This is a genomic window from Pseudooctadecabacter sp. (genome assembly GCF_020627745.1).
In the GTDB taxonomy this organism is placed as follows: domain Bacteria; phylum Pseudomonadota; class Alphaproteobacteria; order Rhodobacterales; family Rhodobacteraceae; genus Octadecabacter.
This window is the reverse complement of the sequence record NZ_JAHDGE010000037.1, coordinates 1-23,055: the sequence shown is the minus strand read 5'-3', so window position 1 is coordinate 23,055 and position 23,055 is coordinate 1. Positions and strand designations below refer to the sequence as shown.

Sequence of the window (23,055 nt, the reverse complement as noted above, 5' to 3'; positions counted from 1 at the left end):
GCCATGCGCATCAGCATGTCGATGCCAAAGCCCACGATGCCGATGATGATCACGCCCAACAGGATGATGTCCGTCGATTGGAATTTGGACGCTGTGGTGATCATCTTGCCAATGCCTTCTTCGGCGGCGACCAGTTCAGCGGCCACAACCGTGCCCCAGCAGACACCCATGGCGACCCGCGCGCCGGTGAAAATCTCCGGCAAGGAGTTGGGGATAATCACATGACGCAGGATTTGCCATTTCGACGCGCCCAGTGAATAGGCGGCGTGAACCTTGGTGATCCGCACGCCGGACACCCCAGACCGTGCGGCGATGGCCATGATCCAAAGGGCAGCAAGGAACAACAGGAAGATTTTGCCCACCTCCCCGATGCCGAACCAGATGATGACCAGCGGGATCAGGGCCAGTGGCGGCACAGGGCGCATGAATTCCACGATTGGGTCAAACCAGCCACGGAACCAGTTGGACAGTCCCATGGCATAGCCCAGCGGGATGCCCACCAAAGCGCCCAGCAAGAAGCCCACGACAACGCGGAAGAGCGAAAAGCCAAGATGAACCGTCAGATAGACGTTCTGGTAGCCGTATTTGGCGATCTCGATGAAGGACGACCAGACAACCTCTGGCGCAGGCAGGTAAAGGGGCTGCATCTGCCAGCCCTGATCGGGCACCACATTGATCGTGCCGCGGTCGGTGATCGCAACACGGCCAAAGTCCAGATCAAACGACGGCGCGGTGTCGATCAGGTTGCCGTCCGCATCGCGGTTTTCTGCGTCGAACTGGAATTCCTGACCGTTGATCGCCACAACACGGGCCCCCGCATCGCGGTCGACCTCATCGTTGCGGTCCCAACGCACAATGCCGGACCGGTAGACGGAAATATCAGTCGCGTCGTTCTTGGCGGTGCCCTCGCCCTCGGGAATCTGCTGTTCGGCGGGGTCTTCGCCCACGGGCAGGACCCGCACGAAGACTTCGGCGTCATCGCGGTTTCCGGCGGCATCTTCGACGGTATAGGTAAAGGACGCCTCGCCAGTGAAGGGGCCAGGCAAGTGCAAGAAACGCGGGATCAGGGACGATCCGGTGAAGGACCCCCAGATCACGAAGATCAATACAATCGAGATGATCGAGGCTGACAACATCGACCGCACGGCGCTTTCATCCCCGAAGGTCACTGTTTTGAGCGACGTGTAATCCCGCGTCGGCGTCAGAAAGGTTTTCAGCGCGCGCCATGCAAACATGAACGCAAGGATAATCCCCACATAAAGTGCAATGGACGGGATGGCGCCAAGTGCGGCGATAAAGACGTTCTGGGTCTCTGTCCAAAGTTCGGACCCGAGGACACCCATCTGGCCAGAGAAGACCTCCCATCCGGTCGCGACTTCGCAGCCCTCCGGCGGGGTGAAGTTTTCTCCGACGGTCTGGCCTTCGGCCACGGGGGAGGCACGCAATTCCGTGCGGGTTTCACCCAGACGTTCGAAGGTACACATAAGGTTGACGGTATCAGCCATGATTATGCCCCTTCCTCGGTTCGGCCCATGATTTCCTCTTCCATGTCCCAGATCATCGTCAGGATCTCTTCACGGGTGGGGGCGTATTGGGGGTGTTCCTTGACCTCACGCAGGTCGGCGTTCACGCCCATTTCCGCAAACGGCAGGCGGTATTCCTTGTGGATGCGACCGGGGCGCGGGGCCATGACCAGCACGCGTTCGCCCAGCAAGAGCGCCTCGTCAATCGAGTGGGTGATCAGAATAATCGTCTTGCCCGTCTCTTTCCAGAGTTTGAGGACAAGCGATTGCATCTTTTCGCGGGTCAACGCATCCAGCGCGCCCAGCGGTTCGTCCATCAAGATCACGTCGGGGTCATTGGCCAGACAACGGGCCAAAGCCACACGTTGCTGCATCCCGCCCGACAGCTCGTACACCATCTTTTCCTTGAAGTCCTGCAGACCTACGATGTCCAACAGGCGGTCCACATTGGGCATATAATCGGCTTTTTTCTTGCCGGCCATGCGGGGGCCAAAACTCACATTGTCGCGTACGGACATCCATTCAAACAGCGCGCCTTGCTGGAACACCATCCCGCGTTCGGCGTCGGGGCCTTCGACCACGTGATCGTTGACGCGGGTTTCGCCTTCGGTCGGTGCCAGAAACCCTGCCACGATGTTCAAAAGCGTGGTTTTGCCACAGCCCGAGGGTCCAAGGACGCTCATGATTTCGCCGGGCTTGATGTCGAGGGTGACATCCTGAAGCGCTTGCACATGCCCGCCGCCCGGCAGGTCAAAACGCATTGAAATATTGTCGATGGCCAATCCGGACATTGGGGCCCCGCTAAGGTTTGGTGATTTCGTGGATAGGGTGTGGCTTGGGGTGAAAGAGGCCGCAGGCGCGGCCTCTTTCCAGTCGTCACTTACATGTCAGAGGCAGAAGCCAATGGACCTGTGTTGATGTTGCCTTCGTAGCTGTCCAGTGCGCTTTCGATGGATCCGGATTCAACGAATACATCTGCCACGCCGGACAGGAAGGATGGGGCCGCAGCACCCAGCCATGCATCGCCCAGCTGCTCTTCCACGGAGGGGAAGACAAAGGTGGCAAGCGTGGCTTCGGTGGCTTCAAGGTCCATGCCGGCGTCCTGTGCGATCACGGGCAGCATTTCGTCCTTCATGGAGCCTTCGTTCCACATGGCGTTTGCTTCTGCCGTGACAGCCAAGAACTTGGCGACAGTTTCTTCGTTCTCGGCGACCCAGTCGGTCGGGCCGGAGGTCACGTCGAACACGAGGATGCCAAGGTCGGTCTTTTCCTGACCGGTCAGCAATGTGTTGCCGTGCTCAAGCGCGCGACGCAGGGACCCGCCCCAGCCGCACATCATGTCGATGGACCCCTGTGCGATGGCAGCCGCGGAATCCGGTGGGGCCATGTCAACGATTTCCAGCGACGCGAGGTCCACACCGAAGTGGTCCATCTGGCGCAGGAAGCCGTAGTGCGCGGCGGTGCCCAGTGGAACAGCAACCTTGGAGCCTGCCAGATCGGCAGCGCTGTCCGCGTCGATTTCCAGATCAGAGCGCACAACGCAGTTGTCGTTGTCCGCATAGGACACCGCAACGTCGAGCATCTGAAGGTCCTGACCGGCAGAGGTCGCAACCACAAACGGAGGCACACCCTGAGAGACGGACAGCTGAACATCGCCAGAGGCCATGGCGGCGGACATCGCCGTACCGGTGTCGAAGGACACCCAGTTGATTTCCATACCGAGGGCTTCTTCATAGGTGCCGTTCACTTTCGCGAACTGGAATGGCATTGGCCACTCAAGGAAGTAGCCGACGGTGATCGCGTGGCCATCGGCCATCGCTGTCGTACCGCTCAGTGCGGCAACAGCGCCCAGCACAATGGCGGAAGTTGTTTTCTTAATCATGAGTATTTCCCTGTTAAGTGTCGTGTTGCTTGGCAACTTTTATGGACCGCTGAGCGCAGTCCCGCTTTACGCGTTGCCAGCCTAGGTAGGGAAACGTCGCGACGTCAAATCATTTATCTTTTCTGGACTTATTGCGTTCTCGAAATTGGCCTTAAGGATCGACCAAATACCTTTTTTTGCGGATGATTCTGCATCCGTTGTGGGCAAAGGGCGTTATGAAACAGGCACAGTGAAAACGCATGAACCATCATGGGTGGCCGCCTTATGACCTAGTCACCTGCGTTACTGGTCAATGTGTCAAAGGGTTCCGCATGGATAAGGTTTTCACGCATCAAACGTTCGGCAAGTGTGCCGCGCGGCTGTTCCAGATCGGCCAAATAGGCCGCGATCTGATTTGCACGCTGGCGCGTGATTGAAAGGGCGTCATGCGGGGTAACGGCAGCAAAGGCGATGGTCTGTCCGGCACGCATTTGCGCCAGCCGGTCCGTATCAACCGAAATCACGGTGGCAATTTTGGGATAGCCACCCGTGGATTGGTGATCGGCCATAAGGACCGTCGGGACACCGTCCCCAGACACCTGCACCGATCCGCGCAAAATGGGTTCGGACGGGATCGACAACGCGCCCGTCAGGGGCAGTGGCGGCCCCTCAAGCCGCAGACCCATCCGATCGCTTGCGGGGCTAAGGCGAAACGGTTTGGTCAAGAACGATTCCACGGCGTCGCGTGTGAAATATTGATCCTGCGGGCCCATCACGACCCGCAAGGGGCCGGTGTCATTTGGCGAACGGGGCAGATTGCCCAGCCGTGTTGGCCGAACCTCAGGGGCCTCGATCCGCAGTGTGCTGCCTGTTGTCAATGCGGGACTGCCCAGCCCCGATTTGGAATGTCGCGCCGTGCTGCCCATCCACGACGGGGCGACGATCGTGCCCGCCATGGCTAGATAGGCCCAGCTGCCCTCAGCCCCGCCCCGAAGGGTCAACGACTGTCCCGGCTCCAGCGTCAGAACGCAGGGCATTGCCCATTTGGTCCCGCTGACATCGACCCCAAAAGCCCCGCCCGTCATGGCCAGCGTCAGCGGCGTGTCCGTCGTCAGGGCAATCCCCCCAAGGGAAACTTCAATCACCGTGCTGCCAGCGGGATTGCCGATGGCCGCGTTGGCGGCGGCTGCCGCAGCGCGGTCCATCGCGCCGGATGGAGAGACGCCGAACCGCAGACCACCGGTGCGCCCCGCATCCTGCAGGCTGACCAACGGACCCGCATGGTCGATTTGAAGCGTTGCATCAGTCATGACGGATTTCGTGAAAGGTGTCGGCAGATATACGTCGGAACCGCACGCGATCGCCCACATCGAAAAGGATCGGGGCGTCGGGGTTGTCCGTGAGGACCGGTGTCGGTGACCGCCCGATCACCGACCAGCCTGTGGGCATCGTCAGGGTCGTCACGAGGCACTGACGGCCTGCGATCATGACCGCCCCCGCTGGCACATCCGGCACCGCCTGCGGTTTGCGCGGCACCTGAATGGCCTCGGCCACGCCGCCCAGATACCCGTACCCCGGCGCAAAGCCGAACATCAAAACATCATAATCACCCGCCAGATGGGCGGAGATGACCGCCTCTTCGCTCAGACCGGTGGCTGCGGCCACAGCAGGCAAGTCGGGGGCGAAGGGGTCGTCGTAACAGACGTCGATGGTTCGGGTTGTCCCGCTGGACGTGGCAGGCGGGATTGGAAAGCATCTTTCAACTGCCTGCTGCACGGCAGAATGATCCGTCAACAGCGGATCGAACACCACCATGAGGTTGACCAGCGCGGGCACGGTTTCAAGAACGCCCTGCGGCAGGTCCGCATTCAAAGCCGCATCAAGGCCACGGATCACGGCGTGGGTGTCTTGGTCAAATTCATCGCCAAAGATCACAAGGAGGCCGAAATCCGCCACCGGTTTGAAGGTCGGATGCACGGATCAGCGCCCCGCAAAAGCGCGGATTGAGACACCATTGGCGGTCAGACGCGCGCGGATATCGCGGGCCATGGTCACTGCTGTGGGTCCATCCCCGTGCACACAGATGGACGCTGCCGCCAAGGGGATCGGGTCCCCGTCGGTGGTGGGCATCAGGCCCGTATCGAGGAACGAAAGCAGCCGCGCGCTGGCCTCGGATGCGTCGTGGATCATCGCGCCCGGCTGGTCGCGCGGCACAAGTTGGCCCGACTGCAAATAGCCGCGATCTGCGAAGACCTCAGAATACACCGGCTGTCCTGCGTCGCGCGCTGCGTGTTCGGACTGGGTGCCGGAAATCGCAAGGATCGCCATGTCAGGATCAATCGCCTTGACCGTCCGTGTGATCACATCGGCCACAGCGCGGTCGCGCGCGGCCAGATTGCCCAGCGCGCCGTGTGGTTTGACATAGGCGACCGATACGCCGACCTGCGCCGCAATCCCCTGAAGCGCGCCGATCTGGGCCGCGACAAGGGCCGCGATTTCAGCGGTCGTCATGGGGATCAACCGCCGTCCGAACCCCTCGCGATCTGCGAAACCGGGATGCGCGCCGACGGTGACACCGGCATCGCGCGCCGCCTGCAAGGTGCGCCACATGGTATCCGGGTCGCTGGCGTGTCCGCCGCAGGCCACATTGGCCGAGGTCACGATGTCCAACATGGCGGCATCATCGCCCATGGACCAGGGGCCGAACCCCTCCCCCAGATCGGCGTTCAGATCAATCTGCATCGGCCCCCTCCGCACAAAGCGCAAACAGCACAGCATTGGCCGAGGTTTCATTGACGGCCAGTGGTGTGTCGTAGAGGATGGCAAGCCGCAGCAGGGATTTCACATCCACATCGTGGGGCACGGCGGTCATGGGGTCGATGAAGAACACCAGCCCGTCCAACGCGCCCTCGGCAATCATCGCGCCCAGTTGCGCGTCCCCACCCAAAGGGCCGCTCAGAAGCCGGGTGATGGGCAAACCCGTGTCGTCCATCAGCCGCCCGCCGGTTGTGCCCGTCGCATACAGATCAAACCCCTGAAGGTCGCGGCGTTTGGCGCGCGCCCATGTGACTAGGGCGTCCTTTTTGGCGTCATGGGCCACAAGGGCAAGGCGTTTCGGCATTGGGCGGGTCTCCGGTTGATATGGCCTATTGGGCCAGTTTTCACGCGCGGGGACAAGCGCGAAGCGTGGCTGTTTCACCTGTATATCCTGCCTTCTGCACAGCGGGCGCTGTGGCGGGACGGTCTTGCAATTCATGCGCTGGCGCGTCACTTCGGGGCTATGCGTGCGGTTCAGTTGATCTTTGTTGCAGTTATTCTGGCCCTTGCAGCGGGTCTGCATTGGGTGTCGTTCTCCTATTTCAAAGGACAGGAAATCGACCGCGCGGCGGCACGTCTGACCCTCTATCGCAGCACGCTGGAATCGGAGCTTCGGCATTTTGCCCATCTGCCGTTCCTGCTGTCGCTTGATCCGGTTGTGGCGCAGACGCTGGCAGGCGGGGCAACGGAACGATTGGATCGCAGGTTGGCGCGGTTTGCACAAAGCGCGGGCCTTGATGCGATGTATTTTATGGATGCCACAGGCCAGACGATTGCCGCATCAAACGCCGCAACGCAGACCAGTTTCAAAGGTCAGAACTACGGGTTCCGCCCCTATTTTCAGGCCGCTTTGGACGGCGCTCTGGGTGAGTTTTACGGAATCGGTGCGACGACGGGCATTCCGGGATATTTCTACGCGATGGCCGTGCGGCCTGCGGGGACGGACACCCAAGGTGTGATCGCGATCAAGATTGATTTGTCCGAGGTTCAGGACAACTGGCAAGCCTCGGGGGAGAGGATCATCCTCGCCAATTCCGACGGGGTTGTCCTGTTGGCGTCGGATCCCGCGTGGCGCTACCGGACGCTGGATGCGCTGACGCAGGCCCAGCGCGCCCGCATCGACGCGCAACGCCAGTTCGGGGCGGAACCGCTGACGCCATTGGGTGGCACGTTGGATGTGGCCGCACAGACCGCCATGATCGATGACGAACGGTTGCTGTATTTGCAGACCGGCGATTTGCCCAACGGCTGGTCGCTGCATTTCTTTGTGCCGGATGATGCGGCACGGGCGCGGGCATGGCTCGCGACGGGGGCGTTTCTGACGGTGCTGTTAATTTCGTTCAGCGGGTTTCAGGTGGCCCGTGTGCGGCGCATTCGCACGGCTTTGCAGAAATCGGAACAGGAGGAAAGCGCCCTGCGGCAGGCCAATGCGCGGTTGGCCGTGGAAATCGAAGATCGCCGCACGGCAGAAGCAAGTCTGCAAAAGACACAGCAAGAATTGGAGCGCGCAGGCCGTCTGGCAGCCTTGGGCCAACTGGCGTCATCCGTGACCCACGAGTTGGGCCAGCCCATAGCCGCCATGCGCAACCAGTTGGCCGCGTCCGAGATGACGGTGGGCGCCACGCCTTTGCACGACAAGATGCAGGGGCTTGTGGCGCGGATGGAAAACATCACGCGGCAGTTGAAGTTCTTTTCGCGCAAGGGGCGCGACAGTTTTGACGATTTCGATTTGCGCTCCGCCATGGAGGCCGCGCTGGACTTGGTGGAGACCGCGATCACCGCGCGTGATGCCACCGTCGCCTATACACCCCCCGATGCCCCTGTGATGGTCTACGCCAACAAGCTGCGGATCGAACAGGTAATGACCAACCTCATCCGCAATGCGCTGGATGCTGTGGACGGCGCGGCCGACCGGCACGTCAGTATCACCATGGGTGGAGATGAGCATGCCGTGTGGTTTGAGGTTGCAGACACCGGCCACGGGCTGCGCGGGCAGACCCTTGATGATTTGCGCGAACCATTTGCCACCACCCGCGAAAGCGGTCAGGGCATGGGGTTGGGCCTGACGATTTCCGCAGGGATTGTCACCGATCACGGCGGCACGATCACGGCGCAAGATCGCGCCAGCGGAGGGGCTGTGTTCCACGTCATTCTGCCCCGCACAGAGATGAAGGACCCCTTATGACCCATCCTCGCGTTTTGATCATTGATGACGACCGGATGATGCGAAATTCGCTGGTCGATCTGATTGAGGCCGCAGGCTGGACAGCGAAACCCTTGGCCCGCGCCACCGAAGCTGCCCGTTGGATCACGCAGTTCCAGCCCGATGTAATCCTGTCCGACGTACGGATGCCCGATCTGTCGGGGATCGAGCTTTTGAAATCGCTTGAGGCCGCCCCACCCGTCGTTTTGATCTCCGCCCATGGCGATATCCCCACGGCGGTCGAGGCGATGAACAACGGCGCCTATAGCTTCGTTGAAAAGCCCTTTGACCCCAAACGCCTGCTTTTGATCCTGACCCATGCGGCGGACCAGCACCGCATGCGGCAAAGCAATGACCGGCTGAAGGGACGGTTGCGGCAGATGTCGGGGCTGGACAGCCGCGTGTTGGGCGACACACCGGATGCGCACCGGCTGCGCGATACGATTGTGTTGATGGCCGATGTGGATGCGTCCGTGTTGATCACCGGGGAAACCGGTGTCGGCAAGGATCTGGCGGCGCGCGCGCTGCATGATCTGTCGCCCCGCGGCGACATGCCGTTTGTGGCCGTGAACGCCGCACAAATCAGCGCCGACCAGTTGCCGCATATCGCGCGGTCGGCGGATGGGGGCACGTTGTTTCTCGATGAAATCTGCGCCTGTCCCGTCGATCTGCAGCCTGTGTTGTTGCGTCTGATTGATGCGGGCGAAGTGATGACCACGGGCCAGGGCACGCCAGAAACTGTCTCGTTGCGCATCCTGTCGGCCACCAATGAAGACACCGGTGCTGCTGTGTCCGACGGACGGCTGCGGGCGGATTTGCTTTACCGGCTGAGCGGCTTCACCCTGCACGTCCCGCCCCTGCGGGCGCGGCTTGATGACGTTCCCATTCTGGCGTTGCGGTTTTTGCAGGACAGTGCGGCGGGTTACGATACGGCGGTGCCCGACCTGACGGAGGCCGATCTGGCCGTTCTGATGGCCCATGACTGGCCTGGCAATGTGCGCGAATTGCGCAACGTGGCGGACCGGCGCGTGTTGATGGCCCGCCAGGGCGGCGGCACGATGCAGGATGCCTTGACCGGGGACGCGACGGAGGCCCCGATCCGCCCCGGCCTGCGCGAAGCCGTCGCCGCCTTTGAACGTCAGATGATCGCGAAGGCCATTCAGGCCCATGCGGGCCGGATGGATGACGCGGCAGAGGCTTTGGGGATCGGGCGGCGCACGCTGAACGAAAAGATCGTCAAACTGGGCCTCGATAAAGACGCGCTTTTGTAGGGTCCCAGCCCCAAAGACGCCCCCTGCGGAAATCCGCAGGGCAGACCCCCAAACGCCTCGCGCTTTTCTTCATGAGGAAAGGCAGCCGTTTGCGGCTACAGTACCCCCACATAGATTCTGGGAGGACTCACTATGAACACCTATCTTAACCGTGCCGCCATTGCGGCCCTTGCAACCGCCTGCGCCACGACAGCTGTCGCGGAAGAATGGAACGTCTCGCTTTGGGGTTCCCCACGTGCGTTTACAGCCCACGTGGAAAAGCTGGCAGAACTCGTCAGCGAAAAAACGGACGGCGAATTCACGCTGAACATCAGCTACGGCGGTCTGTCCAACAACCGTGAAAACCTCGACGGGATTTCCATTGGTGCGTTTGAAATGGCGCAGTTCTGTGCGGGCTATCACCGCGACAAGAACCCGTCGATCACCGTGCTGGAACTGCCGTTCCTCGGCGTGACATCGTTGGAACAAGAGGTGGCACTGTCCATGGCGGTCTACCAGCATCCGGCAACTGTGGCCGATCTGGGCCGCTGGAACGCCACCTTGCTGATGCCATCGCCCCTGCCCCAGTACAATCTGGCAGGATCCGGCGATGCGCCATCGACCTTGGCTGATTTCGAAGGCATGAGTGTCCGTGCCACAGGTGGCATCGGTGCTGCGATGGAAACTGTCGGCGCTGTGCCCACATCCATGTCCGCCACCGAAGTCCGTCAGGCCATGGACAGCGGCGTGGTTCAGGCCGTCAGCTTTGCCCCACACGCGCATATGTCTTTCGGCACGATCGAGAACGCAACATGGTGGACCGAGAACCTGAACCCAGGCACCGTGAACTGCCCTGTTGTGGTGAACACCGATGCGCTGGACGGGTTGTCTGACGCGCACCGTGAGGCGCTGTTGGGGTCCGTGGACGAAGCCCTCGACCATTACATCGCCAACTACAATGGTGCGACAATGGACGCTTGGGGCCCTGCCTTGGAAGAGCGCGGCATCGAACGCATCAGCTTCTCCGATGATGAACTGGCAGCCTTTGAGGAGGCCGCCGCCGCCCCTGCCGCACAGGCGTGGATTGAGCAGAACAGCGGCCAGCTGCCTGCCCAAGAACTTTACGACATGGTCACCGGCATGATTGCCGACGGCTCCTAAGACGACCCGCCCCGCGCCGGACGACCGGCGCGGGGCATTTCATATGCAGGGGGGACCGCACTATGGCGACTGCATCGTTGGTGCTGACGGATGACAGCACACTCAGTAAATTAGACCGCACATTGTTACGACTTGAACGGGGGTTCGCGCTGATCAGCGGGCTGGCCGTTTTTTCGTTGATGTTGCTGGCCGTCGTGTCCGTGACGGGGCGCAATGCCTTTAACCAGCCCTTGCCCGGCTATGTCGACTGGATCGAACAGGCCATGCCGCTTATTGCGTTCATGGGCATTTCCTATGTCATGCGCGAAGGCGGCCATATCCGCATGGATATTGTCGTGGGCAAGCTGCGGGGGCGGACACTTTATATCGTGGAACTGATCACAACCTTGGCTGTGTTGCTGCTGATGGTGATGTTGGTCTGGGGGACATGGGCGCATTTCCAGCGGTCGTTTGACTGGGCTGCCCCCCTATGGAGCCGCGACAGTTCCATGGATATCGCCTTGCCGATCTGGCCAGCCAAACTGATGGCGCCCTTGGCGTTCAGCGTCTTGGTCCTGCGCCTTTTGCTGCAGGTCTGGGCCTACGGACGCGCGATTGTCACAGGCCACGCCATTGCCGTGCCCTTGATTGCCGATGCCGCCACACAGGCGCGCATGGAAGCCGAACAACTGGATGATAACTGATGGAACCGATTGATATTGGACTGTGGGTCACGGGCGGCATGTTGGTGCTTGTGGTGCTGGGCATGCGCGTGGCTTTCGCCGCCGGTTTGGCGGGCCTCATCGGGTTGGTCTGGATATTCTGGGCCAAGAAGGATTACGGCTTTGATGATCTGGGCTGGGCCATTGGCGTGGCGGCAAAGACAGCGGGGCAAGTGCCCCATTCGAAAGTGTCGTCACAGGCGCTGTCTCTGATCCCGACCTTCATTCTGATCGGCTATCTGGCCTATTACGCGGGCCTGACAAAGGCCCTGTTCGAGGCGGCCAAACGTTGGATCGCTTGGGTGCCGGGCGGCTTGGCAGTGTCCACCGTCTTTGCAACAGCGGGCTTTGCGGCGGTATCAGGCGCATCGGTGGCCACGTCTGCCGTCTTTGCACGCATTGCCATCCCCGAAATGCTGGCGATTGGATATAACAAGCAATTTGCGGCAGGCGTTGTGGCCGCAGGCGGCACCTTGGCGTCGTTGATCCCGCCCTCTGCGATCTTGGTGATCTATGCGATCATCGTGGAACAGGACGTGGGCAAACTGCTGCTGGCCGGGTTCATCCCCGGCGCGTTTTCAGCGATCATCTACGCCGGTCTGATCATCGGCATGGCGGTGGTGTTCAAGAACATCGGCCCGCCGGTGCGCGGCTTCACGTGGAAAGAACGGTTGGTGTCCTTGCCGCCTGCCTTGCCGATTGTCTTCGTTGTCCTGACGATCATCTGCTTCGTCTACAACCCATTCGGTGGCGACGCCTGGGGCACGCCGACCGAAGGCGGGGCGATTGGGGCGTTCGTGGTGTTTCTGATGGCGCTTTACCAAGGAATGCGCTGGACGCAGCTGAAAGACGCGTTGATTGAGACCGCGAAGTTGAGCGTGATGATCTTCACGATCATCTGGGGCGTGCTGATTTATGTGCGGTTCCTTGGCTTTGCCGATCTGCCCTCTGCGTTCTCGGACTGGATCACATCGCTGACGATGGAGCCGATGTTGATCCTGATCTGCATCCTGCTGGCCTATGCGGTCCTGGGGATGTTCATGGACGCCATCGGGATGCTTCTGCTGACCCTGCCTGTGGTCTATCCGGCTGTCATGGCGCTGAATGGTGGGGCGGATGTGGCGGCAGCCGACAGCACCTTCGGGATGTCGGGGCCCATGTGTGCGATCTGGTTCGGTATTCTGGTGGTCAAAATGGCGGAGTTCTGTCTGATCACGCCGCCCATCGGATTGAACTGTTTTGTGGTGGCAGGTGTGCGCGATGACCTGTCCGTACAGGACGTGTTCAAAGGTGTGACACCGTTCTTCATTGCGGACGGGATCACCATTGCCCTGCTGGTGGCCTTTCCCGCCATTGTGTTGTGGCTGCCCAGTCTGGCCTGAACAGCCATCCGGATGGTGACAAACCGAAGGGCCGCCGCAGTTTCCTGCGGCGGCCCTTTTCAAATCTCAAGACGGCGGGTTCAGAACTTCAACTCATAAAGAGCGTTAAGGGAAATATCCTCGTCCCCTTCGACGTTCTTGTAGTCAAATCCGACCGAGAACCTGTCATCCTCTGAGGTGTAGTTGATGCCAAGCCCGTAACCGCAAGCCTCATCCGAACCCAAGGACCCTGTCTCCCGCCGGCAGATAAGGCTGGGCGCTATGACGGCATCCCCTTCGGCCATCGAGATGTGGATTTCCGGCGCTATCGTCAAATCCGCGACCGAGACCCGCCCGAAATCCGCACTTTCCAGCGATGTCAGACCAAAGGCTGTGGCATCGAATGCGGCCACGCCGATGTCGGACGCACCGTAGTCAATGGCCACAGTGGGGCGCAGTTCGAACCCGTCCATTTCCACCGTCCCGGCCAGCTTTACACCGGCGTAGATGTTGGTGGAATCATAGGTGCCATCCAGTGCCAGTGTTCCATCGGTCATCGAAATGTCGGACCGGGTGTAGCCCAGCGCGGCATAGCCGCTCATGAACAGGTTTTCGTTCAGCTGCTTGAGGCCGAAACCACCCACCGTGCCGTTGACCGAAGACACGTCGCCTGTGAACGTTCCGTTCAATTCCGAACTGCCAAAGCCGATGCCAATGAAATAGCCCATGCTGAGCGTTTCATCCATGTCGTATTCGACGGCATAGCGACCGGACACCTGACCGGTGACAGACCCGTCTTCGTCGCGGGCAATGTCGAACTGACCCAGCGTATAGCGCCGTGCATCGCCTTCGGCGTTCAGGCCAAAGAAGGTGCCACGGGTCGTCATGTTGCGGCCACTGATCGTGATGTTGCCATCGACATCCAAGGGAACCGACTGCGTTTGCCCGCCTTGGGACCTGTCGATGAAACCATCCAGAAGGCGATCCATCATCGCAGTGTTTGCGCTGATTTCGTTGCGAATATTCCGACGGGCCTCCTGTTCGACAATCCGTTGGATATCTTCAAGGTTGTCGGCAAATTCAATCGCGGGGGACCCGGAGGCCACCGAATAGACATTCGATGCGGGGTTCGGGTTTCCTGCAACATCCGTGACGCCACCTGCGGGGATGCTGATGGACACTGTTTCCCCCAGTATCGGGGTCACGGTCGCCGTGTAGGACGCGCCGGTCCCTGTCAGATTACCGAGGCTTCCGCCCTCAACCGTAAAGTCTGCGAGGGACAGATCCAGAATAGTTTCGGAGGCGGCGATCGTAATTGTGAACTCTTCAAGCTGTGGATCGGTTGGGCCTGAAATGGTCAGGACCGGCGCGTCCTCGTCTACGGCAACGCCGCGCACCTGAATATTGAAATCACCCTCATCGCGATCATCGGACAGAAGCCTCAGGTCGAACCCGAAGGCCCCCAAGGCGATGGGCACATAGGTCACCGTTACGGTGGTGGACTGTCCCGGTTGCACCACAGTGGTGCCGATCTGGATATCTGTCACGTTGACGTTGAAGATATCGTTCAGGTTCGCGGTCACCGTCGGGACGCTCAGCACCAAGGGCGCATTGCCAAAGTTGGTAATGGTATAGCTGACCGTCTGTGGCGCGCCGGGGGGCGGCGAAGATTGCACAGTGTCGACACCAAAATTCTCAACATTGCCGGTTTCGCTTGAGGTCACGCCGATTTCGGGGGCAATTTCAGCGGAACCGGACACGGTCACCGTGAATGTACCTTCATCGGCATCATTGGACGGGATTGTCAGATCAAAGCTGAACGGACCCACCGCTGACGCGGTGTAATCGAGACCGAACGACAAGGCTTCCCCAACATCCAGCGACGATACCACAAACCCGCCGCTGCTGGGCACGCCTTCGACATTCACGGGATTGCTGACGGTGAAACCGGAGGACAGATCAAGCGTGTCGAACCCTGCGTTTTCGATTGTATAGGTGATCGTCTGGGCAATGTTTGACGGCACGATGCCTTGCGCGTCGGTGCCTCCGTCGGACAAAGCGCCGCTGGTGGAAGACGAGACTGCAATATCCGCCTCGCCCGTGGCAACGCCCCGGACCGAGAATTCTATCGTGTCTTCATCAGGGTCGTTGCTGACGATTTCCAGATCAAAACCATAGGCGCCGGCACGGTCCGGTGTGTAGGTGACGGAAAAGGTCGTGCTGCGGGACAGCGGATCAAGTGTCTGCGTCCCATAGGCACTGACCGACAAACCGGTGATGGAAGACGTCTCGCCCGAGGCTTCGGCGGACCCGTCCAGATTAAGGACATCACGACCTTCGTTGGCGACAGTGAAGACAATGGTTTCCTGCACTCCGGCGGCAACCGGTGCGAGATTGAGGGTATCGTTGTCATTCACCGGTACATTGGCCGATGTTGTGACAGCGATGTCCGGAACACCCGTTGCAGTCCCCGACAGGCTGATGTCGTAAAGGCCGGGATCTTCGGCGTCGGAGTTCACCCGCAAGACTGCCCCGAAAGGTCCGTTTGCAAGGGGGGTGAAATTGACAGTCAGGTTTTCGGTTTCACCCGGCTGGATGCCGAAGGGCATTGCCGGGGCCACCACATCAAAGCTTTCCGCATTGACGATGTCGATCAGCTGGGTGCCGACCACGAACAGGATGTCATTGCCGGTATTGGTGATGGTGTAGGTCAGCGCCTGAGGATCACCGGCAGGTACGGTGCCGAAATCATCCGACCCGCCTGCCGCGATAACGCCATCGGCATTCGAGATCGAGATGCCAGGCTCACCCGTGGCCGTTCCAGACACAGTAAATGTGAACGGCGCTGCAAGTGGATCATTCGTAGGGATCTGCACCTTGAAGCTGAATGGCCCACCATTTGCCGGTCTGAATGTCAGATCACCGCTGACCTCGGTGCCGCCGGGGGGAAGCGTCGGCAACATTGGCGCGACCCCGATAATGGGGAAATCAATGCTGTTGGGCTGGTCGGCGAAGACGGGAATTGGCCCGCCGATGAAGGGATCAATTTCGATGACAGGTGTGCCGTCGATGTTGACCACGTCGGTGATTGTCGGAAGACCTGTCAGGTTCAGATCAGCAAGGCCCGTGTTTGAAATGGTATACCCGCGCACGATGGTTTCGCCTGCTGGGACGGTGCCAACATCGTCACGACCGAAGTTGCCAATCTGACCGTTCGCATCGGACGTGACAATGATCCTCGGTTCACCTGTCGCGGTTCCGGTGGTGAGGATATCAAAGTTACCTTCGTCCATATCCGTGGAAATAATGTCCAAAGCGTAGCCGAATGGCCCTGCAAACTGCGGAGTGTAGGTTACGGTAAACGTGGTCTGACCAAACGGCGGCACGGAGCTGCTGACGGGGTCGGATGCGATCGGCGCCTCCCTCAGGTTGACGGGCGATGAAATGTTGATCGCCTGAATGTTGAGGTCCGCAGTTCCGGTGTTGCGAATGATATACGTCGCGATCCTTGTGCTGTCTGCGAGACGCGGGCCGTGGTCGTCTGGACTGCCGTTATCGGTCAATGAGCCGGACGACAAGGACGTCACCTCAATCTCGGGCTCCCCTGTGACCGTGCCTGTCGCTCTGAAGGCAAAACCGTCGGCGCCGGACACGTTGTCGTCAATCTTGATCCCGAATTCGACAGGCCCTGCAATCCTTGGCGTGTATGTCACGGTGAACGTGGCGGTGCCACCGGACGGGGCCAGTGTTGTACTGGAATAGGCACCCACGGACGGACCGATTGCGACATTGGTCACCGTGCTGATTGTGGGTCGAGACCCGCTGAGCACCAAGGCGTCCGTGCCGGTATTCGTAATGGTGTAGGTCACAGAACTCTGTGTGCCTGCCACTGATGTTCCCAGATCGGTTGTTCCACCCTCGGCAATGATCCCTGCTGTTGAGGACACCTCGACCGTCGGGGTGCCGGTGGCAGTGCCGCTGGCAGTGATGATGAACGGGCTTTCGTCGCTGTCGTCATTTGTGACGGTCGCGGTATAGCCGAATGCCCCTGCCAGGGCTGGCGCAGCCGTCACGGTGAAGGTCGCAAAACCGCCATTGGGGGCAAGGCTGGTTGCGCTGTAGCCCGACACGGCAGCAAGTCCGCTGATGTTTGTGAGACCGGAAAGGACGGGATCCCCTACCAAGGTCAGTGTATCACGTCCGTCGTTGGTGACGGTGTAGGTCACCGTTTGGGAAGACAACGCCGCGACGCTGCCCAGATCAGCAGTGTCCCCCGATGTCACATCCCCTGCGACAGAGGACGAAACGGAAATTTCCGGTTCTCCCGTTGCCGTACCGGAGGCGGAGATCAGATAGGGGGATTCATCTGCATCGTTGCTGGCGACAGCCAGATCAAACCCGAAGGCCCCTGCAGCCGACGGTTGATACATCACGGTAAACGTCGCGGTCCCACCTCTGGCTTCCACATTTGTGGTGGAATAGGCGCTGACGGTGGGCGTTCCGGTGATATTGTTCAGATTGGACAAGACTGGTTTCGTCCCTGACAGGATCAGCGGCAGGTTCCCCGAGTTGACGATTGTGTAAAGCGCGGTCTTGTTGTTGCCGGCCCCAATCGTGGGCTGCGTATCGGTGCCACCACTGGCAACGGGCCCGGTTTCTGATGTGATGATTTCAATTTCAGGTTCACCCACGGCTGTGCCGGTGATGTTCCACAGGTAGGTTGATTCATCGGCATCATCGCTGCGCACGCGAACTTGGGTAGAGAACGGTCCCGGCGCCGCAGGCGTCACGCGGACTTCGAATGTCACCGAACCGGTCACCGGATCGACAGACGTTTGCGTGATGCTCGTAATGCCGCGCGCAATGACGTTTGTTGCGATCCGAAGGTCAGGCGGGCTGGTCAGGGTCAATGCCCCCAGACCTGTATTCGAAATCGTGTAGGTGGTGCGAACAGACGACCCTACATCAACGGTTCCGACGGGGTCATCGACACCATTGGCAAAAGCCCCGCTTCGACTGGAACTCAACTGAATTTCAGGCTCACCTGTCGCGGTCCCGTCAACGATGATGTCGTATATGTTTTCATTGCTGTCATCGTTTTCGATATCAAAGTCGAACCCGAAACTGCCTTCGATCGTCGGCGTGAACATTGCGGTGAATGTGGTCGAACCCGCTGGCGCGACCGTTGATTGCCCATAAGCGCCGAACGTCACATTGCCTGTCAGGTTCGTAAGGTTTGTGGCCGCTGGAGGGCTCAGAAGGGTCAATGTGTCGGTGCCGGTGTTCTTGACGGTAAAGGTGATGGTCTGCTGAACACCTGCAGCAGGGGCGACGGCCGTAACGGTGCCACCGTCAAACACAGTCGCCATATTTGTGCTTGAAACGACCTCGATTTCGGGCTCGCCTCGGGCGAAGCCCTCGACCGTCACTTCAAATGGCGCCTCATCGCTGTCGTTATTCGCGATCTTTAAATCAAAGGAAAACGCGCCGCCGATGGGGGCTTGGGCTGACACGACGATCGTCTCATTTCCACCCGGCGCGATTGTGGCGGGCGGGCTTGTAATCAGGGACGCCGTGACATTTGTTTGGTTTGAGAATGTGACATCCGTGATCGACAAAGGGGCCGTGCCACTGTTCGAGATGACAAAGCTCTGATTGCGGGCTGCCCCGGCAGTGGTCAGGCCAAGGTCCGCCGTGCCGGACCCACTGGTCAGCGCCCCGATTCCCGTCGCAGTGACCGCGATTTCGGGGGCACCGGTTGCCGTGCCTGAGGTCGAGATATTGTAGGTGCCTTCATCCAGATCGTCGGACGATACCGACAGGTCATAGGAAAACGCGCCCGCTATCGTCGGGGTGGACCGGACCAGGAACGTCGTCGTTCCACCCAGCGGAGCAACGGTCGTTGTGCCAAAGTTGCCGACGATAGGGGAGGCATCCAGATTGACCGTATTCGAGACGGCCGCTGTCCCACTTAAGGTGAGAGGCGCGCGCCCTGAATTGGTAATCGTATAGGTGATCCCCAACTGGGCCTGCGCCGGAATACCAACAGAGATCGTGTCGGACCCGCCATCGGCGATTTCCGCGCCACCGGAATTGCTGGAGGATATCGAGATTTCAGGTGCGCCTGTGGCGGTTCCGGATACGGAAATCGTGTAAGGGCTTTCATCCGCATCATCGCTGGCCACGGAAATGTCAAAGCCGAACGGGCCTGCCACCTGTGGTGTGTATTTGACATCAAACGTTGTCGTGGCTGACGGGGCAACCGAGTTGTTCGCAAAAAGTGAGGATGCGGAACTGGCCTCCAGATTGACGCGGTTTGCAAGGGTTGCCCCCTGCGTCATGTTCAGCGGGGACAGCGTCAGGACTGCGGTGCCCTGGTTCTCGATCTGAAGGCTGATCGTTTGCTCAACCCCTGCGGCTTTACTGCCTTCGGCAATCATGCCGCCGGTGTTGATCGCAACACCTGACCCGTCACGCAGCTGGATTTCAGGTGTACCGGTCGCGGTGCCGGAGGCAGAGATCGAATAGGGGTTTTCGTTTGAATCGTCGTTCAGAATGGCGACGTTGTAGGAGAAAGTTCCCGCGACCGCAGGCTTTACCTGAACCGTAAAGGTGGCGGTTCCGCCGTTCGGGGCCACAGTGGTCGCGCTATAGCCCGACACGTTGGCCGCCTCGGCCAGATTGACCGGACTTGTGACACTCGGCGCACCAGAAAGGGTCAGCGGTGTGCCGCCTGAATTGGTGATCGTATAGGTGGTCAACAAGGTCGTCTGGGCAACTGTCGTTGGCAGCGTCTCCGATCCACCACTGGCGATACTTCCAACAGCAGATGAACTTGAAACATCAATTTCCTGTGGCTGTGCGGCCTCTCCTATGGTTCGGAAGGAGTAATCGCCCTCATCGGTATCACTGTTCAGGATGCGCAGATCATACCCGAAAGCACCGACAGCCGCGCTTGTCGTTGTCACCGTAAAGGTTGATGTGCCGCCAAACGGGGCAACCGTTGACGTGCTGTAGGCACCGACAACGGGTGCCGATGTAAGGTTCTGGGTGTTTGATGTTGTGGCCGATCCCGAAAGGGTCAAATCCGTCAAGCCATTGTTGGTAATCGTATAGGTCGCCGTTTGCGCGACACCCACAGGCGAAAGTCCACGATCATCCGTATCGCTGATCGCAATTTCACCAGCGCTGTTGTCCGATGACACCGAAATTTCAGGTTGGGGCTGCGCGCTGCCCTGAATGGTCCAGTTGTACGGATTCTCGTCGACATCGTCGTTTCCAAAAGAAACGTCAAACGAATAGAAACCGCCCGTCTGGGGTACATAAGATATGGTGAAACTTGTCTGGGAAGATGGCCCGATGACGGTATTCGGAGTAAAGCCCGACACCATAGGCGCAGTGTTCACGTTGATGAAATTGCTGAAGGACGGCGGCGCGGTCAGGGTCAAACTTGCCGTTCCGGTATTGCTGACCGTATAGGTTACGGTTTTTGTCGCGGCCTGCGCCTCTACTCCGTGGTTGTCAGTTCCAGCATCTGCGAGAGCGCCGCCCTCTGACGAACTAAGGTCAATTTCGGGGATAAACGTCGTGGCCGCAGTCCGGGTGTTTACGAAAGTCGTCGATCCGGCTGACCCGTTGGGGTCGCTGAAACCCATGGTAAAGGTATACCGCTGGTTGTCCGATTTGGCCGTTGCCTCAAACGAAAAGCCGTAAAAGGTATCTTCCGCCAGTGCTGTACCGGTTCCCCCGTCCAGACCACTGGACGTGAATGATGTAATGTTTTCCAGCCCCTGCGGGCCCGAACAATAACTGGCAAGTGTGGCAGCATCCAGAACATCCACCCCGGGCGGCAGGTCACTTTCGTCGGCACCCGCCCCCAAACCCGGGTTGTTAAAGGGCACAGCCGCAATAAAGGCCGTCGCGCCTGCACCACCGGTTTCATCCAAGATACTGATGTTGGACGCATCCGAGGTGAAGTTGACACCGAAACCTGTGGTGCCCGCTGATCCGCAATCCACGCCAAGGAATTCGACCTGTTGAACAAAGTCAGACGAGCCAAAGGGTTCAAGCGCCTCTGCCGGGGATGTCCATGACGTGATTATGGATCCCGCCACCAGAAACGACGCCGCTGCTGTCTTCAGAATTGTGGCGAAGGCATCAAATGGCTTGGGTGTATCCACCTTGGATACGGGCATGGAGGGGCGCAATGACATGGAAATCTCCGAAAGGACTTTTGTAGAAATTGGGAAAAAGTTAATTTTCAGTCTGTGCGTTTGGACACAGTTTTTGCGATCTGACCCGGAATTTCTCTGCTTTTGGGGCAATTAGGTCACGCCATCTGAAACTTTTCAGTGCCTGAACCGCGCGAATGCGCGGGCGACCATTCCATTTCGTAGTGGTTGCCCCGGGTTTCGATCGCGGTAAAACCGTGCCGCAGGTAAAGACGGATCGCAGGATTGTGGACCTCAACCGCCAGCCGCACGGGCACTTTGCCGCCATGCGCTTCGTTCATCAGGGATCGCAGAATATCGCCCCCAAGACCGCGTCTGCGAACAGACGGGATCAAGGACAGATCAATAATGCGCAGCACATCATCCGCGCGCAGAACGATCAGCCGCCCGACATCCATGCCATCCAGCTGAATGATACGGTGGGACGCGCCCAGAAAGGCCGTTGCGTACCCTTCGGACTGCATTTTGAACTGCCCTTCAAGAAAATGCGCCTTATCGCCGTCGGACATGACGGCGTAGGACATTTCCTCCGCGCGGGTCGATTTGTAGAGATCAAGAAGGAATGGTTCGTCCGCATTGTCGATAAGGCGGAACGTGACCTGACCTTTGGGAATGTGTGACAGCATTGACGTCTCGGAATTGTGGACGGGCAGGCCACCGGCACCGCCCGTCGTGGTCATCTGGAGGTCTATGATCGGGACGGGAACACGCCGGAGAGCGAGATCTGGAAACCGATCGTCAGAAAGGGCTGAATATTGTTATGCGACTGCCCCCCGCCAACGGAGGCTTGCGAGACCGCAGTCTGGTCTGCCGCAAACGACCCGAAGGCACCCAGCCCCGGCGAGGTTCCATAGCCGGTCGTAACGCCCGCAGGATAGGCGCCATTCGGACTGTCGACAGTCCCGACACCGCCGATAACCTTGGTGCTTACGGTGACGTCGTGGTTGTGGCTTGGAATTTCGCTGACAGCCAGCGTGTGGGTTTCCTCACCACCATGTTGCCCGATAGACCGGGGGGTCAGGCCCGGCCCGTGGCCCGGGTGCATCGGCACGCGGCCCCGAAGGTCGGGCAGGCCGTAGGTGGTGCGCCCGTCCCCGCCATAGGTCGTCCCCAACAGTGAAAACAACGCCGTATTCTGGGCAATCGGCATCAACTGGCCGTCGCAGTTGGCCCAGCCGCGGACCGCCCAATTAAAACCGAACATAGTGATTTGGCCAAGAAATGGATCAGACATAAAAATTCCTTTGGTTTTACAAAAAAGTCATCGTTCAAAAAGACTGCGCAAAGCTGGTCAGAAAAATTGACCTGCGCAAAAGTGCGTCCAACGTCGCAAGCAAAGTCACGCTACGTCAACTTATTTTTGAGATGCGCCAGATTTTAGCCCCTGCGCGCGGGCTGTGATCAGTTGAAGACGATCTCGTACAACATGCCGTCGGCGTCCTTGCCGAAACAGCCCAGAAACAGGCCGTTCGTTCCGAGGGTCGGATGGCTCAGGTCATACATTCCTTGCGGCAATTCAGGGCTTTGCGGCCCGATCAATGTAAGGGCAAAGGCCTGACGCGCAGGGGCGTCCACGCCGTCGATGACCACGTGCCGGTCACGGATATCGGACCCTTCGAAGACCTTGATATTGTCCACGACCAATCGCAGGTCCGCATCGCCATACCGAACCGTGAACGCGGTCCCGACCAGCGGTTTGCAGGCATGAGCTGTCAGTTTGGCAAGATCGACGGACATGATCGGGCTTTCAAAATCAAAGGGTCAAACATCAGTTGATCATGACCGAAAACGACCCGTCGTCAAAGATGGAATCTCTCAATCACCGTCCGCCGGACAGCATTGGCCCGGCGTATTCTATCTGCTGGCGGCGCAAGGGGAGAAGTGGCGGACCGAGGAGGATTCGAACCCCCGACCCCTTGATTCGTAGTCAAGTACTCTATCCAGCTG

General features: G+C 59.5%; 16 protein-coding genes. 5 read left to right on the top strand and 11 right to left on the bottom strand.

Annotated features, from left to right (window positions below):
• The 7 genes from QZ653_RS12620 to QZ653_RS12590 form a co-directional block, all read right to left on the bottom strand.
• On the bottom strand, window positions 1–1,235 hold a 1,235-nt coding region (locus QZ653_RS12620), incomplete at its 3' end, for an ABC transporter permease subunit (protein WP_296420462.1).
• A gap of 272 nt (window positions 1,236–1,507) precedes the next feature.
• Window positions 1,508–2,314, bottom strand: a complete 807-nt coding sequence (locus QZ653_RS12615; RefSeq protein ID WP_296420461.1) for an ABC transporter ATP-binding protein — start codon at window positions 2,312–2,314, stop codon at window positions 1,508–1,510.
• Between the two features lie 89 nt (window positions 2,315–2,403).
• Window positions 2,404–3,405: an ABC transporter substrate-binding protein gene (locus tag QZ653_RS12610; protein WP_296420460.1), complete on the bottom strand. Its 1,002-nt coding sequence runs from the start codon at window positions 3,403–3,405 to the stop codon at window positions 2,404–2,406.
• Window positions 3,406–3,674: 269 nt separating this feature from the next.
• A complete protein-coding gene (locus QZ653_RS12605; RefSeq protein WP_296420459.1) occupies window positions 3,675–4,694 on the bottom strand; it encodes a biotin-dependent carboxyltransferase family protein in 1,020 nt (339 codons plus the stop codon).
• Window positions 4,687–5,361, bottom strand: coding sequence for a 5-oxoprolinase subunit B family protein (locus QZ653_RS12600; RefSeq protein ID WP_296420458.1), 675 nt, complete (start codon window positions 5,359–5,361; stop codon window positions 4,687–4,689). Before QZ653_RS12600 ends, QZ653_RS12605 begins: the two co-directional genes overlap by 8 nt.
• A gap of 3 nt (window positions 5,362–5,364) precedes the next feature.
• Window positions 5,365–6,126, bottom strand: coding sequence for a LamB/YcsF family protein (locus tag QZ653_RS12595; RefSeq protein WP_296420457.1), 762 nt, complete (start codon window positions 6,124–6,126; stop codon window positions 5,365–5,367).
• A complete protein-coding gene (locus QZ653_RS12590) occupies window positions 6,116–6,505 on the bottom strand; it encodes a methylglyoxal synthase (RefSeq protein WP_296420455.1) in 390 nt (129 codons plus the stop codon). The genes QZ653_RS12595 and QZ653_RS12590 overlap by 11 nt, the downstream gene beginning before the upstream one ends.
• Before the next feature lie 159 nt (window positions 6,506–6,664).
• Here QZ653_RS12590 and QZ653_RS12585 point away from each other — a divergent pair, with 159 nt between their 5' ends.
• From QZ653_RS12585 to QZ653_RS12565, 5 genes are all read left to right on the top strand, one after another.
• Window positions 6,665–8,386: a sensor histidine kinase gene (locus QZ653_RS12585; protein WP_296420453.1), complete on the top strand. Its 1,722-nt coding sequence runs from the start codon at window positions 6,665–6,667 to the stop codon at window positions 8,384–8,386.
• Window positions 8,383–9,675, top strand: a complete 1,293-nt coding sequence (locus QZ653_RS12580) for a sigma-54-dependent transcriptional regulator (RefSeq protein WP_296420452.1) — start codon at window positions 8,383–8,385, stop codon at window positions 9,673–9,675. Before QZ653_RS12585 ends, QZ653_RS12580 begins: the two co-directional genes overlap by 4 nt.
• A gap of 132 nt (window positions 9,676–9,807) precedes the next feature.
• Window positions 9,808–10,815: a TRAP transporter substrate-binding protein DctP gene (dctP, locus tag QZ653_RS12575; RefSeq protein WP_296420451.1), complete on the top strand. Its 1,008-nt coding sequence runs from the start codon at window positions 9,808–9,810 to the stop codon at window positions 10,813–10,815.
• Between the two features lie 62 nt (window positions 10,816–10,877).
• Entirely contained in the window at window positions 10,878–11,498 is a 621-nt protein-coding gene (locus QZ653_RS12570) for a TRAP transporter small permease subunit (RefSeq protein ID WP_296420450.1), read from the top strand.
• Window positions 11,498–12,898 carry a TRAP transporter large permease gene (locus tag QZ653_RS12565; protein ID WP_296420449.1) on the top strand — a complete coding sequence of 467 codons (1,401 nt, stop codon included), beginning with the start codon at window positions 11,498–11,500 and terminating at the stop codon, window positions 12,896–12,898. Before QZ653_RS12570 ends, QZ653_RS12565 begins: the two co-directional genes overlap by 1 nt.
• A gap of 80 nt (window positions 12,899–12,978) precedes the next feature.
• Here QZ653_RS12565 and QZ653_RS12560 read toward each other — a convergent pair whose 3' ends face one another.
• The 4 genes from QZ653_RS12560 to QZ653_RS12545 form a co-directional block, all read right to left on the bottom strand.
• Entirely contained in the window at window positions 12,979–21,072 is an 8,094-nt protein-coding gene (locus QZ653_RS12560; protein ID WP_296420448.1) for a choice-of-anchor D domain-containing protein, read from the bottom strand.
• Window positions 21,073–21,206: 134 nt separating this feature from the next.
• On the bottom strand, window positions 21,207–21,788 hold the full coding sequence (locus tag QZ653_RS12555; protein WP_296420447.1) for a GNAT family N-acetyltransferase: 582 nt from the start codon (window positions 21,786–21,788) through the stop codon (window positions 21,207–21,209).
• An 8-nt stretch (window positions 21,789–21,796) separates the two neighbouring features.
• Window positions 21,797–22,342 (bottom strand): phage tail protein, encoded by a 546-nt coding sequence (locus tag QZ653_RS12550; RefSeq protein ID WP_296420445.1) that lies wholly within the window; start codon window positions 22,340–22,342, stop codon window positions 21,797–21,799.
• A 167-nt stretch (window positions 22,343–22,509) separates the two neighbouring features.
• Complete coding sequence (locus QZ653_RS12545) at window positions 22,510–22,845, bottom strand: DUF6916 family protein (protein ID WP_296420444.1); 336 nt, start codon at window positions 22,843–22,845, stop codon at window positions 22,510–22,512.
• Between the last annotated feature and the right edge of the window lie 210 nt (window positions 22,846–23,055).